General features: G+C 69.3%; 13 protein-coding genes. 7 read left to right on the forward strand and 6 right to left on the reverse strand.

Annotated elements, in window-relative coordinates; genetic code table 11:
- The first annotated feature begins 54 nt into the window (after window positions 1–54).
- Genes WCE59_RS03945 through WCE59_RS03955 form a run of 3 tightly spaced genes read left to right on the forward strand, consistent with a single transcriptional unit; the run spans window position 55 to window position 2,707 of the window.
- The gene (locus WCE59_RS03945) at window positions 55–1,239 is read left to right on the forward strand and encodes a class I SAM-dependent methyltransferase (protein ID WP_343257417.1); all 1,185 of its coding nucleotides are present in this window, start codon (window positions 55–57) and stop codon (window positions 1,237–1,239) included.
- 11 nt (window positions 1,240–1,250) lie between these two features.
- On the forward strand, window positions 1,251–1,658 hold the full coding sequence (locus tag WCE59_RS03950) for a VanZ family protein (protein ID WP_343257418.1): 408 nt from the start codon (window positions 1,251–1,253) through the stop codon (window positions 1,656–1,658).
- Window positions 1,659–1,690: 32 nt separating this feature from the next.
- Window positions 1,691–2,707, forward strand: coding sequence for an aminoglycoside phosphotransferase family protein (locus tag WCE59_RS03955; protein WP_449284099.1), 1,017 nt, complete (start codon window positions 1,691–1,693; stop codon window positions 2,705–2,707).
- Between the two features lie 229 nt (window positions 2,708–2,936).
- Here the strand turns inward: WCE59_RS03955 and WCE59_RS03960 are convergent, their stop codons facing one another.
- Both WCE59_RS03960 and WCE59_RS03965 read right to left on the reverse strand, forming a co-directional pair.
- On the reverse strand, window positions 2,937–4,160 hold the full coding sequence (locus WCE59_RS03960; protein WP_343257419.1) for a multifunctional CCA addition/repair protein: 1,224 nt from the start codon (window positions 4,158–4,160) through the stop codon (window positions 2,937–2,939).
- Between the two features lie 48 nt (window positions 4,161–4,208).
- Window positions 4,209–6,143, reverse strand: coding sequence for a transglycosylase SLT domain-containing protein (locus WCE59_RS03965; RefSeq protein WP_449284100.1), 1,935 nt, complete (start codon window positions 6,141–6,143; stop codon window positions 4,209–4,211).
- A 150-nt stretch (window positions 6,144–6,293) separates the two neighbouring features.
- On the opposite strand from WCE59_RS03965, the gene WCE59_RS03970 reads away from it, so the two are divergent.
- The gene (locus tag WCE59_RS03970) at window positions 6,294–7,088 is read left to right on the forward strand and encodes a sulfite exporter TauE/SafE family protein (RefSeq protein ID WP_343257421.1); all 795 of its coding nucleotides are present in this window, start codon (window positions 6,294–6,296) and stop codon (window positions 7,086–7,088) included.
- 18 nt (window positions 7,089–7,106) lie between these two features.
- On the opposite strand, the gene WCE59_RS03975 is transcribed toward WCE59_RS03970, so the two are convergent.
- The 4 genes from WCE59_RS03975 to WCE59_RS03990 all read right to left on the reverse strand — a co-directional run bounded on the left by WCE59_RS03975 (window position 7,107) and on the right by WCE59_RS03990 (window position 10,498).
- Window positions 7,107–7,943 carry an endonuclease/exonuclease/phosphatase family protein gene (locus WCE59_RS03975; protein WP_343257422.1) on the reverse strand — a complete coding sequence of 279 codons (837 nt, stop codon included), beginning with the start codon at window positions 7,941–7,943 and terminating at the stop codon, window positions 7,107–7,109.
- A complete protein-coding gene (locus tag WCE59_RS03980; protein ID WP_343257423.1) occupies window positions 7,940–8,740 on the reverse strand; it encodes a thiol:disulfide interchange protein DsbA/DsbL in 801 nt (266 codons plus the stop codon). Before WCE59_RS03980 ends, WCE59_RS03975 begins: the two co-directional genes overlap by 4 nt.
- A gap of 50 nt (window positions 8,741–8,790) precedes the next feature.
- The gene (locus WCE59_RS03985; RefSeq protein WP_343257424.1) at window positions 8,791–9,441 is read right to left on the reverse strand and encodes a thiol:disulfide interchange protein DsbA/DsbL; all 651 of its coding nucleotides are present in this window, start codon (window positions 9,439–9,441) and stop codon (window positions 8,791–8,793) included.
- Window positions 9,442–9,541: 100 nt separating this feature from the next.
- Window positions 9,542–10,498, reverse strand: coding sequence for a c-type cytochrome (locus WCE59_RS03990; protein ID WP_449284101.1), 957 nt, complete (start codon window positions 10,496–10,498; stop codon window positions 9,542–9,544).
- 123 nt (window positions 10,499–10,621) lie between these two features.
- On the opposite strand from WCE59_RS03990, the gene yihA reads away from it, so the two are divergent.
- The 3 genes from yihA to ppc all read left to right on the forward strand — a co-directional run bounded on the left by yihA (window position 10,622) and on the right by ppc (window position 15,580).
- Window positions 10,622–11,227, forward strand: coding sequence for a ribosome biogenesis GTP-binding protein YihA/YsxC (yihA, locus tag WCE59_RS03995; protein ID WP_343257425.1), 606 nt, complete (start codon window positions 10,622–10,624; stop codon window positions 11,225–11,227).
- Between the two features lie 144 nt (window positions 11,228–11,371).
- On the forward strand, window positions 11,372–12,739 hold the full coding sequence (locus WCE59_RS04000; RefSeq protein ID WP_343257426.1) for a glutamate--cysteine ligase: 1,368 nt from the start codon (window positions 11,372–11,374) through the stop codon (window positions 12,737–12,739).
- 63 nt (window positions 12,740–12,802) lie between these two features.
- On the forward strand, window positions 12,803–15,580 hold the full coding sequence (ppc, locus tag WCE59_RS04005) for a phosphoenolpyruvate carboxylase (protein ID WP_449284102.1): 2,778 nt from the start codon (window positions 12,803–12,805) through the stop codon (window positions 15,578–15,580).
- Window positions 15,581–15,720 lie beyond the last annotated feature (140 nt).

The following is a 15,720-nucleotide window of genomic DNA, read 5'->3' on the forward strand; positions in this document are numbered from 1 at the left end:
GCGGCTTCGCGCGCATGGCGCGCTCCTACAAGAGGGGTTGCGTAAACTTGGGGGATGACTGATTTCAACGAAAACGACAGCGCGGCGCGCGCCCACACCGAACGCTTTGAGGCGTTGATCCGCGAGCAGATCGAGGGCGCCGGCGGCGCGATCCCGTTCTGGCGCTTCATGGAGCTGGCGCTGTACGCGCCGGGGCTGGGCTATTACAGCGCCGGGGCAACCAAGTTCGGCCGCGCGGGGGACTTCATCACCGCGCCTGAAATTGGCCCGATGTTTGCCGAATGCGTGGCCGAGGCGGTGGCGCCGGTGCTGGCGCAGCTGGGCCCGGAAGCGCAGATGGTGGAGATCGGCGGTGGCAGCGGGCGTTTTGCCGGTGATGCCATCAGCCACCTGGCGGCGCTGGATGCGCTGCCGGCGCGCTACGCGATCCTCGAGCCCAGCGCCGACCTGCGCGAACGTCAGCGTGAGTACCTGCGCGAGCGGCTGGCGCCGGAGGTGTTTGAGCGCGTGCACTGGCTGGACGGGCCGCCGGACGAGACCTGGGACGGCGTGCTGTTTGCCAACGAGGTGATTGACGCCCTGCCCACGCCGCGCTTCTGCGTGCGCGGCGGCGAGGTGCTTGAAGAGCACGTGGCAATCGGCGAAGACGGCGCGTTTGTGCGCACCGAGCGCCCGGCCGATGCGCTGCTGACGGCTGCCGTGCGCCATGTGGAGAGCCAGCTGGAGCGGCCGTTCGCCGACGGCTATCGCTCCGAGCTGCTGCCGCAGCTGCCGTACTGGATCCAGGCCGTGGCCGGCGGGCTGCGCAACGGAGTGATGCTGTTTGTCGACTACGGTTTCGCACGGCGCGAGTACTACCTGCCCGAGCGCAACGACGGCACCCTGCGCGCCTTCCATCGGCATCAGGTGAGTGGCGATGTGTTCGCCAATCCCGGCCTGCAGGACCTCACTGCCTCGGTGGACTTCACCGCGCTGGTGGAGGCCGGTACCGGGGCGGGGTTCGAATTTTCCGGCTACTGCAACCAGGCTGCGTTCCTGATCGGCAACCGGCTGCCGGAGCGCTTGGCTGCGCACGAGGCCGGGGCCGCGGATGAAGCTGCGCTCTACTCGCTTCGCCAGCAGGTGAAGCAGCTGACCCTGCCCGACGGCATGGGCGAGAGCTTCCAGGCGATGGGCTTTGAGCGCGGGGTGGACTTCAGCCATGCCTTCCTGGTCGGTGATCTGAGCCATCGTCTGTGACCCGATTGCGTATGGGCAGGTCGCTGAAACCGTTTCGTCGGCCGTGGCTGTGGAGCGGGCTGTGGTGCGTGGCGATTGCCGCGGTAGTGGTGGTGTCACTGGCTCCGCCGCCGCCAATGCCGCCGGTGGAGGGCGGCGACAAGATCGGACACTTCCTGGCCTATGGCGTGCTCGCCGCCGCCGCGGTGCAGCTGTACGCGCGCTGGCCGGCATTGCTTGGCGCCGGGCTGGGGCTGGTGCTGTTGGGCATCGGGCTGGAATGGGCCCAGGGCGCGCTGACCGAGACCCGGCAGATGGAGCGGGCCGATGCGCTGGCCAACACGCTGGGCGTGATTGCCGGCCTGGCCACGCGGATCACGCCCCTGCGCGACCTCCTGCTGCGTCTGGACAGGGGGTCTTTTCGTGGGTGGAATTGCTAATCTGCCGCGATGATCAAGAGCCGGTATCCGACATGAGTGTGATCTCGATTGCTTCGCGGGTGCCCGAGGCGGCGCGCGCGGCGGTGCGGTTGGCGTGGGCGCGTCGTGCCAGCGGCGTTGCCGACCTGGCGCTGGAGCGCGCTTCGGCCGATGCGGGTTTCCGCACCTATTGGCGTGCGCACACTGCCGATGGTTCCCTGATCGTGATGGACTCGCCGCCAGCGCTGGAAGACGTGCGCCCGTGGCTGCGCATGCACGCGGTGCTGGAGGCCGGCGGCGTGCGCGTGCCGCGGGTGCTGGCGCGTGACGAGGATGCGGGGTTCCTGCTGATGGAGGACCTGGGCGGGGAGACCTGGCTGCAGGTCGTGGACCGGCTGGATCCGGAGGCGACGTTCGACCTCGCCATCGACCAGCTGCTGACACTGCAGCAGCTCGAGTGCCCGCCGGACCTGCCCGCATACGACGCCGCGCTGCTGCAGCGCGAGCTGGACCTGTTCGAGGAGTGGTATCTCGGCCGCCACCTCGGGGTGACGCTGGATGCCGGTGAGCGTGCCGATCTGGCCCGGGTGCATGCGCTGCTGATCGAATCGGCGCTGGCGCAGCCGCAGGTGTTTGTGCATCGCGACTACATGCCGCGCAACCTGATGCCGGTGGAGGGTGGGCTGGCGGTGCTCGATTTCCAGGATGCGGTGCGGGGTCCGGTCGCTTATGACCCGGTGAGCCTGGTGCGCGATGCGTTCCACAGCTGGGAGCCGGCGCGGGTGGACGCGTGGTTGGGTCGTTATCACGCGCGTGCGCAGGCGGCGGGCATTCCGGTGCCGGCGTTGGAGCAGTTCCGACGCGACGCCGACCTGATTGGCGTGCAGCGGCATTTGAAGGTGCTGGGGATCTTCGCCCGCCTGAACTACCGCGACGGCAAGCCGAAGTACCTGGCCGATGCGGAGCGCTTCCTCACCTATCTGCGCGACGTGGCGGGTCGCTACCCGGAGCTTGCGCCACTGCTGCCGCTTCTCGATATTCCCACCGGCCCCAGCCCCACCGCCGCCTGACGTCTCCTGTAGGAGCGCGCCATGCGCGCGAAGCCGCGTGACGATTGGTTTGCGGGGGCGGTCCGGCGGGCCAGCGCCTGTCAGGACCCGCTGTGAATACGTCCATGTGCGCTTGTCGGCGACGTCCATGTCGCCGACAGTCCTGACAGGCGCTGACCCACCGGACCTTCGGCAGTGTTGCGATCTGCCGGCAACAGGATTCACGCGGCTTCGCGCGCATGGCGCGCTCCTACAGGGTGCGGGCGGTGGCGATGGCGTCGATGCGGGCCTTGCGCAGGGCGCGGCCGATGGCGGGGCCGGTCATGCCTTCCTGGACCACATCCCGCGCGCTGACCGCCATGGCGGCGGCGTGCAGGCGCTTGAGTTCGGCGGCCTGCGGATAGTCGACGTCTTCGAAACCCAGGCGGCCGCGGCGGTCGGCCTCGCACACCAGCACCAGCGCAGCGATCCGCTCGGGCTTGCGGAAAGCATCGCAGCGGGCCAACAGGTCGTGCACGGTGGCGTCGCGCAGCTCCAGCGTGCGATGCACGTTGAGATGCTCGCGGCAGGCCACGCGGGCCAGCTCGCGATGCGCGTTGGGCACCTTCAGTCGATCGCACAGGACTTCCAGCGGCTTCAGGCCGGCCTGCTCGTGGCCGATGTGGCGCGGCCACTTTGATTCCGGGGTCAGCGCCTTGCCCAGGTCGTGGGTGAGCGCGGCAAAGCCGATCACGCTGTCGCCCGGTGCCAGCCGCGCCGCCATGTCACTGACCAGCTCCTGATGGATGCCGGTGTCGACTTCCGGGTGGTATTCCGCGCGCTGCGGCACGCCGTACAGGGCGTCGACTTCCGGCAGCACCGCGGCCAGGGCGTTGGCCTGGCGCAGGGTCTGCAGGAACGCCGACGGGCGCGCGGCAACCAGCGCCTTGGCCAGCTCCTGCCAGGTGCGTTCGGGCACCAGCGCGTCGAGTTCGCCGCTGGCGGCAATCTCGCGCATCAGCGCCATCGTTTCCGGCGCCACGCTGAAGCCCAGCGACGCAAAACGGGCCATGAAGCGCGCCGCGCGCAGCACCCGCAGCGGGTCTTCGACAAAGGCCGGGCCCACATGACGCAGCACCCTCTGCTCGATGTCACGCTGGCCGTTGAACGGGTCGGTCAGGCTGCCGTCGGGCGCCTCGGCGATCGCGTTGATGGTGAAGTCGCGCCGCTCAAGGTCCTGTTCCAGCGTCACCGACGGGTCGGCGTGCACGACGAAGCCGCGGTAGCCGGGGCCGGTCTTGCGTTCGGTGCGGGCCAGCGCGTATTCCTCGCCGGTGTCGGGATGCAGGAACACCGGGAAGTCGCGACCCACGGGACGGAAGCCTGCGGTGGCCATCGACTCCGGCGTCTGCCCGACCACCACCCAGTCACGGTCGCCGGGTGGCAGGGCCAGGAGCCGGTCTCGTACCGCTCCGCCTACGAGGTAAGTCTTCATCCGCGCAGGATGCCTGTTTTCAAACGGTTTCGCGCGGATGGCGGGCTCCTACCCGGTGGTTGTCGGGCAGGTGAACGCGCGGGTGGGTGCGCCGGTGCGCCCGTGCATGCGCTCGCTGATCGGTACCGCAGCACCGTTGAGGCGCCAGTCGTAGATCACGCTGAAAGCCATCACCCGGGCCACGTATTCGCGGGTTTCCCGGTAGCTGATGGTTTCGATCCACAGGTCGGGATCCATGTTGCCGCGCTGCGCCTGCCAACGCGCGGTGGGCGTGGGCCCGGCGTTGTAGGCCGCCGAGGCGATGTAGGGGAAGCCGTACTGGTCGCGGCGCTGGGCCATGTAGGCGGTGCCGATGCGGATGTTGGTGGCGGGGTCGTAGAGACTGTTGCCGCCGCTCCAGTTGAGCCCCAAGCGGCGGGCCACGGCGGCGCCGGTGCTGGGCAGCACCTGCATCAGGCCGCGCGCGTCGGCCGGTGAGCGCGCATTGGGATTGAAGGTGCTTTCGGCGCGGATCTTGGCCGCCACCCAGGCCGGATCCAGACCGTTGCGGACGGCTTCGGCGCGGATCACCCCGTCGTAGTGGAGCGGGAAGCGCAGTTCGTACAGGCGCATTTCCTCAGGCTGGCGGCCCAGCCCGAACACCGCCCGGTCGAACCAGCCGTTGTCCTGGGCCACCTTCACCGCGATGCGGCGCTGCTCATCGTTGAACTGCTCCAGTGCGTGGGCCCATTCGCGCGTGGCCCAGCCCGGGCGGTCGGCGCGGAACAGGGCCATCGAGCGGATCATGGCCGGATGGTTGGCCACCCGCGCGTGCGCCGACGCATCGCCCGGGGTCGGCAGCGGGCACAGGACGTAGGGCTGCTGCAGGCGATCTGCTGCAAGAAAGCCGTGGAAGGTCGCGTCGGTCGCCGCTTGCGCGTACAGCGGTTGGGCCTGCGACTGGTGGCCCAGCAGCTCGTGCATGCGCCCGGCGAAATAGGTCCAGCGCGAACTGGTGCGCTGCTCCTCGTCCATCTTGCCAATGGCGTCCAGCGCGGCCTGCCAGTCGGAGCGGGTGATCGCCTCGCGCACGCGCCATTCGTGCAGGCGACTGTCGTAGGCGGAGTCGGGCACCAGGTTCAGCCGGCGCGCGGAGTCCGGCAGGTAGGACGCCACCGTCCACAGCGCGATCTGGTGCTGCACGCGGCCGTTGGCTTCCTCATCGAATTCCAGTGCGCGCGCATAGCGGGGTAGCGCGGCTTCCGCGGCGTCGGGATCATTGCGGCCCAGCTGGGCCAGCCCGTGGGAAGCCACCAGGCGGCTGCGCGCGTTCTTCGGCCAGCCCAGGGCCCGCTCATGGGGAGCCTGCACGAAGGCGGCGTAATCCTCGGCCAGCGCGCGCTCGTCGGCGGGCAGGCCGCGCGCGGCCACCCGCATCACGCCCGGGTTCCCGTCTGCTGCTGCCAGCTCCAGCCGCTCCCAGCGCAGTGCCGGGGTCAGCGCCCCGCGCGCGTCCAGCGCCGCGAAGGGCGCATCGCATTCGTCGGGCAGCGAGCCGCCGCTGGAGCGCCAGATGTCCGCGACTTGCTGGTCCCATGCCGCATCGGCCGCGCCCAGATGCTGGCGTCCATTGAGTTCAATGCAGCGCAGTCGGGTGTTGGTGATTGCAGGCGACCAGGCCGCGCGGATGCCGGCCCAGTCCTGGCGCCGATGCAGGGCGCGCAGGTATTCCTCGCGGAACAGTCCGGCCACCGCCTGGTCGGCGTAGCGTTCCATGAAGCCCTGCGCCTGGGCCTGCGGCAGCGATTCCAGGTTGCGGCGCAGCGAGGCGAACTCGACCCAGCCGTAGGCCGGGTGCGACGCCATGTGCGGAGCCACCGGCTGGCCGCGCGCGGCGGATTCAAACGCGGCGCGCAGCTGGACGGTATCGGTCTGGGCGGCGGCTGCCCCGGGCAGGGCAAGCAGGGACAGGGTGACGGTGAGCAGCAATGTTTTCATGGGCATCATAGGGCTGGTGCGGTGCGCAGCCGACTATAGCGAAGGGTGGATGAAGCCCGGCGCCCGTCAACGTGCGGCCAGCCGTGCGGGCGCTGCGCTACCCTTGCAGGCGGCCTGCGGATTCCTCTGCGGGCCGGTCTTTTTTGCGGAGACGACATGCTGACGCTGCTACTGATTTTCCTCGCGCTGGGCGCGCTGGTGGGCGTGCTCGCCGGCCTGCTGGGCATTGGCGGCGGACTGGTGCTGGTGGCTTCGCTGGCCTGGCTGCTGCCGCAGTACGGCGTGCCCAGGGAGGCGGCCATGCACGCGGCGCTGGCCAGCTCGCTGGGCAGCATCGTGTTGACCGGGATCTCCTCCACCCGCGCCCATCACCGCCGCGGCAGCGTGATCTGGGCCAGCGTGGCCTGGCTGGTGCCGGGCATGTTGCTTGGGGCGTGGCTGGGCAGCCGCTTTGCGATCGGGCTGGATGGCGCGGTGCTGAAGTGGTGCGTGGCCGGCTACTGCCTGCTGATCGCGGCGCAGATGGCGTTCTCGCGCGGTCCCGCGGCCGGGGCCGATGTGGTGACGCCGCGCGGCGCGGGACTGACCGCGGCGGGTGGCGGCATTGGCGCGCTGTCCGCGCTGGTGGGCATTGGCGGCGGCAGCATGACGGTGCCGCTGTTGAGCTGGCTGGGGGTGGTGCCGGTGCGTGCGGTGGGGACGGCCGCCGCCTGCGGGATCTTCATCGGCCTGGCGAGTGCCCTCGGCTATGCGCTGCAGGCGCCGGCCGGGGCGCTGCCCGAATATGCGCTGGGATACGTGTACCTGCCGGCGGCGGTCGGGGTGGCGGCGGCTTCAATCCTGACAGCGCCGCTGGGCACCCGTCTGGCCCACGCGATCAGCGGCGCGACGCTCAAACGCGTCTTTGCCGCCTTCATGGCGCTGGTCGGGATTGCGATGGCGCTGTGGTGAGATGGCCCGGCGGCAGGCTCAGCCGGCGGTGCGCAGGGCTTCTTCAGGCACGTCCAGGTCCACCGACAGGGCCAGGTGGTCGGACAGCGCCGCGGGCAGGGCGCGCATGTTGCTGGTGGCCAGGCTGCTGGTGACCAGCACGTGGTCGATGGCGCGCTGCGGCCGCCAGCTGGGGAAGGTGTGGATGCAGCTTTCGTTCGGCTGCAGCGAGGTGTGGCGGTACAGCACCGACATTTCGGGCCGGTCGGCGGTGCAGTTGAAGTCGCCCATCAGCACCGCGTTGGGGTAGTCGCTGAGCAGCTCGGCGATGTAGCCCAGCTGCGCCTTGCGCGACTGCGCGCCCAGCGACAGGTGGGCCACGGCGATAGTCAGGCCGGCGTCGCCCTCGCCGAAGCGGGCCAGCAGCAGGCCGCGCCCGCGCACCCGGCCGGGCAGCGGATGGTCCATGACCTCGATCGGCTCGTAGCGGCTGAGCAGCGCGTTGGCGCTGGAGGCCACGTTGGCCACCTTGCGGTTGGGCTGATGGGTCCAGTAATCGAACCCGCCGCGCTCGGCCAGGTAGTGGGTCTGGTTGGTGAAGCCCGAGCGCCAGCTGCCGGGGTCGCTTTCCTGCAGGCCGACGATGTCGTGATTGCCCGCAAGCTGGGCGATCTGGTCCAGCGCTTCGCGCTTGCCGCCGGTCGGCAGCACGTGCGACCAGCTGCGCATCGCATAGTCGCTGTAGCGCCGGGTGCTGGACCCGGCCTGGATGTTGGCGCTCAGCAGCTTGATGGTCTGCCGCTCGCGGGACTGCGCACGCAGCAGCGACTCGGCGCTGGGCCGGGTCACAACACGCTGGTCCCGCGCGGTATTCATTGCGCGGTGTCGCTACCGCCAGCGGCGCGCTCGCGCGCCACCAGGTGGTCGACGATGCGCAGCACGTCCTGGAAGTCCTGGCCGCTGACCACGCGGTACTTGCCGTTGACGATCATGGTGGGAGTGGCGTCCACACCCGCGGCGACGGCGAACTGCTGCGCGCGGCGCACCTGGCCGGCCACCGCGAAACTTTCCATGGTCTGGGCGAACCGGCGCTCATCGGCACCGTGCTGGGCGTAGAACGCGGCGAGCACGTTGGTGTTCAAGCCCTGCGGGGACAGCGAGCGATCCACGTGCAGGGCGCGGAACATGGGGCCGTGGGTGGCTTCCGCCAGATCCATCGACTCGGCGGCGTAGTAGGCCTTGGCAAACGTGTCCCAGATGCCGCCAAACGCCGCCGGCAGCATGGTCACGCGCACGTCCTCGGGCTGGCGCTTTTCCCACGCCGAGATCAGCGGATCGAAGCTGGCGCAGGCGCCGCAGGTGTAGCCGAACACCTCGACCACTTCGATCTGGCCGTTGAGCGGCTGGAGCGGCTGTGCGTCTTCGACCACCACGTAGTGGGTGCCTTCCACCGGGGCTGGGCCCTGCGGCGTGGTGGCCTGGGCCGGGGCGGTCTGCGCGGGAGCATCCGTGCCGGCGGTATCGGCAGCTGCTGCTGCGCTGGCCGGGGCGTGTTCAACAGCCGGGGCTGCGGCCGGTGCGGTGGCCGCGGGTGCGGCGTCATCCTGCTGGGCGCAGGCGACCAGCAGCAGCGGCAGGAGCAGGGAAATCAGGGCGTAGCGGAAAGGCTTCATGGGCAGATCTCAGGCTTTGTCTGGTGAAATTGGGGTCAAGGGGCGCTGGCTCAAGGCGCGCGCTCCTTGGCGCGCTCCATGGCAATCAGCTGGTCGGCGATGCGCAGCACGTCCTGCAGGGTACGCCCCTGGACGCGGTATTGACCGTTGACGACCAGGGTCGGGGTGCCCTCGGCGCCGCTGCGGACCAGGAATTCCTGCGCTGCGCCGAGCTTCTGCACGACCTCCGCGCTCTGCGCGGCTTCGGCAAGGCGCGCGCGGTCCAGATCCAGATCCAGGCCAGCATAGAACGTGCTGATTTCGGCCACGGTGGCGTTGCGGGCCAGCAGACCGCGGCGATGCACGGCATCGAAGGTGGCCGCGTGCACGGCATCGGACTGACCAAGCGTCTGCACCGCGAAGAACATGGTGGCGAAGGGATCCTGGCGGCGGTAGGCCGCGGGCACGTGGCTGACCCGGACATCGTCGGCCTGGCGCCGCGCCCAGGCGTCGAGCATGGGCCGGAATTCGGCGCAGACGTGACAGGCGTAGGAGAAGATTTCGGCGACTTCGATCTGGCCCTCAAGCGGCTGCCAGGGCGCGCCGTCGGCAATGCGCACGTAATCCTGCCCTTCAACCGGGGTCTGGGCGGCGGCGGGGGCGGCCAGCGCCGGAGCCAACAGCAGAAGCAGTGGGAGCAGCCAGCGGGCGGTGATGTTCATGGGTCAGGGCTTCCGGGCAAAAAAAAGCCGGCCGATAACGCGGCCGGCGAATGATTTCAAGGAGACTGTACGGACTCAGACCCGCAACGGCAGTGAAAGTTCACTGCTGCGTGACTGGCTCCTGGGATTCTTCATCGGCGTCGGCCGCGTCGGCGTCCACGCTGGTGTCGCTGTCGGCGTCACCGGCTGCGGGCTGCTCGCCTTCGTCGGTTTCGCTTGCATCCGCTGCCGGCGTGGCGGCGGGTGCGGGCGCTTCGGCCGGCACTTCCACCTGGGCCATGGCGGCGCGGGTGGCGGCGTCCGGGCGCGCGTGCAGGCCTTCCATGTAGCTGGCCAGGGCCTGGATTTCCTCGTCGGTCAGGTCGGAGGCGATCTCGGACATGATGTTGAACAGCGCCGGCTCCTGCGGCCGGGTGCTGCCGTCGCGGTAGGCCTGCAGGCGCTGCACTGCGTACCAGGACGGCTGGCCGGCGACCTGCGGATAGGCCGGGCCCGGGTTGCCGGCGCCGGCGGGGCCGTGACAGGCCATGCAGGCCGGGATGCCGCGATCGAAGTCGCCGCCGACAAAGAGCTTCTCGCCGATTTCGTAGAACTTCTCGCCCGCGTAGGGACCGGCTTCCACCACGCTGTCGTCGGCCAGGCCGCTGTCCGGCTCCTGCAGTGCGTAGTAGGCGCCGACGTCGCGCATTTCCTGGCCGCTGAGCATGTCGGCAAACGGCTGCATGATCGGGCTCATGCGCTCGCCGGCCTTGAACAGGGCCAGCTGGTGGGCCATGTAGCGTTCGCTCTGCCCGCCCATGGACGGATAGATGTCACGCACGGTGGCCTTGCCATCCATGCCGTGGCAGGCGGCGCAGGTGGAAGCGAGCGCGGCGCCGTTGTCGGGATCTCCCCAGGTGGTGCCTTCGAGGATTTCGGCGACGCTCAGAACTTCCAGCGGCGCGGATTCAATCGGCGGCTCTTCTTCCAGCGGCAGGACGGTGGACTGGGCAAAGGCAACCGCGGCGGCTGCCAGAGTAGCCAGACCGACAAGGGCGTAGGCGCGAGCGTGGCGCATGCTTGGCTCCGGGAACACAGATGACCGGGCATGAGAGCACCCGGCAGGACGCCGAATTATCGTCGCCGGGGATCAGTGCGGTCAAACCCGACGTGGGCGGCCCCGGCGTGCGATGCTATCCGGATGTCCAATCCCCTCGCTCGCGCCAGCTACAGGCTGGCTGCCCACACCCCGGCCCAGCTGCCGATCGACAGCGGCTATGAAGTGGCCTTTGCCGGGCGCTCGAACGCCGGAAAATCCAGCGCGCTCAACGTCATCTGCAACCAGAATGCGCTGGCGCGGGTGTCGAAAACGCCTGGCCGCACGCAGCAGCTGGTGTTTTTCCAGATCGAGCCGCACGAAGACCGGCACCTGGTGGATCTGCCCGGTTACGGTTACGCCAAGGTGCCCAAGGACCTGCAGGCGCACTGGAAACACTTCATTGCCAGCTATTTCGCCCAGCGCCAGGCGCTGCGCGGCCTGGTGGTGGTGATGGATATCCGCCATCCGCTCAGGGAATACGACCGGCAGATGCTCGGCTACGCGGTCAATCGCGGCCTGCCCGCGCACGCGCTGCTGACCAAGGCCGACAAGCTCGGCCGCGGCGGTTCCGGCAATGTGCTGCAGGTGGTGCGCAAGGATCTGCAGTCCGAATTCGGCAACGGGGTGAGCGTGCAGACCTTCTCCGCGCTGCACAAAACCGGTCTGGACGAGGCCCGCGCAGTCGTTTCCGGCTGGATGGATCTGTAGCGGCGCGCTCCACGAGACGGGGACGGGTGCCGCATGGCGTGTTCCAGTGCCGCAACGCCGCGTGGATGCGGCCACCGGTAAACTGCGAAGACTGCGGCGCGTATTGATCTCGCCGCGCTCTTCCTTCCACCAGGACGGCTGCCAATGTCGAGTTCCACCCAGGCCGGCGAACAAGCGCCGATCACCCATCGCGACCAGCTGGTGGCGGTGCCCGCGTCCGGCGTAAAGCCCCGCAGCGATTGGCGCATCGGCACCGAGCACGAAAAATTCGGCTTCCGACTGGACGACCTGCGGCCGCCGACTTTCGACGGTGAGCGCGGCATCGAGGCCGTGCTCAAGGGCTTGGCGATCTACGACTGGGCCGAGGTGCAGGAAGGCGGACGCACGATCGCGCTGACCCGCAACGGCGCTTCGGTATCGCTGGAGCCGGCCGGACAGCTGGAGCTGTCGGGCGCACCGCTGGAAAACATCCACCAGACCTGCGCCGAAGTGGGCAACCACCTGTACGAACTCAAGACCGTGGCCGACCGGCTGCGGCTTGGGTTCCTGGGCATGGGCTTTCAGCCCAAGTGGCGGCGCGAGGACATGCCGTGGATGCCCAAGGGGCGCTACGGGATCATGCGCGCGTACATGCCCAAGGTCGGCGGCCTGGGCCTGGACATGATGACCCGCACCTGCACGGTGCAGGTGAACCTGGATTACGCCAGCGAAGCGGACATGGTGAAGAAGTTCCGCGTGGCGCTGGCACTGCAGCCGGTGGCCACCGCGCTGTTCGCCGATTCGCCGTTCACCGAGGGCAAGCCCAACGGCTTCCTCAGCTACCGCTCGCACATCTGGACCGATACCGATCCGGACCGCACCGGCATGCTCGATTTCGTGTTCGAGGACGGCTTCGGCTACGAGCGCTACGTGGATTACATCCTCGATATGCCCATGTACTTCGTGCAGCGCGGCGAGCGTTACATCGATGCCAGTGGGCAGAGCTTCCGTGATTTCCTCGAGGGTAAGTTGCCGGCGATGCCGGGCGAGCTGCCGACGCTGACCGACTGGACCGACCACATGACCACGGCATTCCCGGAGGTGCGGCTGAAGAGCTTCCTGGAGATGCGCGGCGCCGATGGCGGGCCGTGGAACCGGCTGTGCGCACTGTCGGCGTTCTGGGTGGGGCTGCTGTACGACGACGCTGCGCTGGATGCCGCCTGGGACCTGGTGAAGGACTTCACCATGGCCGAGCGCAATGCCCTGCGCGATGGCGTGCCGAAGCACGCGCTGGGGCTGCCGTTCCGCGGTGGCAAGGTCCAGGACCTGGCGATCCGGGCCCTGCAGATCTCCGCCGCCGGCCTCGCCAGGCGCGCGGTGCTCAACGAGCAGGGCAGCGACGAGGTCCGCTTCCTTGAGCCGCTGGTGGAATTCGCCGAATCTGGCGAAACGCCGGCCGAGCGGAAGCTGGCGCTGTTCCAGGGCGACTGGAACGGCGATATCGACCAGGTCTTCCGCGAGTTCGCATACTGACTCAAGGCTGTCGGCAGGATCGCGCCTCACGGTGGGCGGTGTAGCCTTTGCGGCATGAAAAACATGCCCGCATCCGCCGACGACACCCGTACCCACGACACCCCTTCGCTTCGCAGCGTGCACTTCGCTGATACCGACGCCCTGCTGCGCGACGACGTGCGGCGGCTGGGCGCGATGGTGGGCGAGATGCTGGCCGAGCAGGTCTCGCCGGCATTGCTTGAGCAGGTCGAGACGGTGCGGCGCGCTGCCATCGCCCGGCGCGAAAATGATGAGCCGGTGGACGCGCTGGCCGCGGAGTTGGCGCAGGTGTCGCCGACCAATGCGGACGCCCTGGTGCGCGCGTTCTCTGCCTGGTTCGGCGCCATCAACCTGGCCGAGCGGGTGCATCGCATCCGCCGCCGCCGGGAGCACCAGCGCAGTGATGCGGGTCCCCAGCCAGGGGGGCTGGAGGCAGTGCTGGCAACCCTGCACGCCGATGGCGTGACCCTGGATGAGTTGCAGGCGCTGCTGCCGCGGATGTGGGTGGAGCCGGTGTTCACCGCCCACCCGACCGAGGCGGTGCGCCGCGCGCTGCTGGCCAAGGAAGAGGTGATCGTTGAGCGGCTGGTGGCCGACATCGATCGCACCCGTACGCCCGAAGAACGACTGAGTGACGAGTCGCGCATCCGCCAGGCGCTTGCGACCACCTGGCAGACCTCCGAAGCGCCGCCGCGACGGCCCACGGTGACCGATGAGGTGGACCATATCGGTCATTACCTGGGCGTGCTGTTCCGGGTGCTCCCGGCGTTCTACCAGGTCTTTGCCGACGCGGTGGAGGCGGCTTGGGGCGAGCGCATCGACCTGCCCAGCGTGCTGCGCTTCGGCACCTGGGTGGGCGGCGACATGGACGGCAATCCAAACGTGGGCGCCGACACCATTGAGGCCGCGCTCACTGCGCAGCGTGCGCAGGTACTGGCGCAGTACCGCCAGGAGCTGGCCGCGCTTGGCCTGGTGCTCACCCAGACGCGTGATCGCGCCGGGATCAGCGCCGCTGTGGAAGCGCGCGTGGAGGAGTACCGCGAGGCCATGCCGGGCGTCGCGGCCAGCCTGCGTGCGCGTCAGGAGGACATGCCGTACCGGCAGCTGCTGGAGCTGATGTCGGCCCGGCTGGTGTCGGACGACGATCGCTCCGATGAGAATGTGCCCGGCGACGGCATGCCTTACGACGGCATGGCCTATGAAAACGTGGACGCGTTTCTCGCCGACCTGGCGCTGATCGATGCCAGCTTGGCCGACAACCGCGGCGGACAGGCCGGCGGGCGGGCGCTGCGCCGACTGCTGCGTCGGGTGAGGAGCTTCGGCTTCCACATGGCGGCGCTGGACCTGCGCCAGGATTCGGCCGCCCACGACGCTGCGCTGGGTGCGTTGGAAGGCGAGGACGGATGGGGCGACAGGCCGCTGCCGGAGCGGTTGGAACGACTGCATGCGCTGATCGAAACCCCGACCCCACGCGTGCCAGGCGCCGAACAGGCGGCCTCATCGCTGGCCGTATTCCGCACCCTGAAATCCGCGCGCACACGTTACGGCGCCGACGCGCTGGGCCCCTATATCGTCAGCATGAGCCGCAGCGCAGCCGATGCGCTGGCAGTGCTGGCGCTGGCGCGCATGGCCGGCTGCGTGGAAGGCGAAGGGGCGGGCGATGTGCCGCTGGACGTGGCGCCGCTGTTCGAGACCGTCGATGATCTTGATGCGGCTGCGGACGTGATGCGCTCGCTGTTCGACGACCCGGTCTATCGCTGTCATCTGCAGGCGCGCGGCGATCGCCAGATCGTGATGCTGGGCTATTCCGACAGTGCAAAGGACAGCGGCCTGCTCGCTTCGCGCTGGGCGCTGCAGCGGGCCCAGGTGGACCTGATGCGTTTGGCGAAGGCAGCCGGGGTGCGGCTGGTGTTCTTCCACGGCCGCGGCGGCTCGGTCAGCCGCGGCGGTGGCAAGACCGGGCGCGCGATCATCGCCGCGCCGCGCGGCACGGTCGATGGACGCCTGCGCGTGACCGAGCAGGGCGAGGTGATCCACCGCAAGTACGGCATCCGCGCGCTGGCGCTGCGCAACCTCGAACAGATGACGGGTGCGGTGCTGCAGGCCAGCCTGCGTCCGCGCCCGGCCGATCAGCGCGCACGCGGCTGGCGCGGGATCACCGATGCGCTGTCCGCCGATTCGCGCGCCTGTTACCGGGCGCTGGTGCATGAGGATCCCGGTTTCAACGCCTACTTCCGCGCGGCCACGCCCATCGATGTGATCGAACGGCTGCAGATCGGCTCGCGTCCGTCGCGTCGCCGCGATGGCGGGGTGGAGAACCTGCGCGCGATTCCCTGGGTATTTGCCTGGTCGCAGAACCGCTCCGGCCTGACCGGCTGGTACGGGGTGGGGCATGTGCTGCAGGCCGGCATCGACCGGCACGGGCTGGAAACGATGGCTGAGATGGCGCGCGACTGGCCGTTCTTCGCCGCCATGCTCGATGACGTGGAGATGCTGCTGGCCAAGTCGGACATGGACATTTTTGCCCGCTATTCGCGCCTGGCTGGTGATACGCACGAGGTGTTTTTTCCGAAAATCGCGGCGGAATTCGAGCGCACCCACGATGCGATCCTTGCGATCAAGGGCGCTGACGAGCTGCTGGCCAATGACTATCGCCTGCGCCTGTCGATTCGCCTGCGCAACCCCTACGTGGACCCCATCAGCCTGCTGCAGGTGGAGCTGCTGCGCCGCTGGCGCGAAGGCGGAAGCCAGGAAGATGAGCTGCAGCGCGCGCTGTTCGCCACCATCAACGGCATTGCCGCCGGGGTCCAGAACACCGGCTGACAACCGAGGGGTGACCCGCCGCTGTAGGAGAGGGGGGGGGGGGGGGGGGGGGGGGGGGGGGGGGGGGGGGGGGGGGGGGGGGGGGGGGGGGGGGGGGGGGGGGGGGGGGGGGGGGGGGGGGGGGGGGGGGGGGGGGGGGG

This window comes from Luteimonas qiangzhengi (genome assembly GCF_039548515.1).
Lineage (GTDB): Bacteria > Pseudomonadota > Gammaproteobacteria > Xanthomonadales > Xanthomonadaceae > Luteimonas.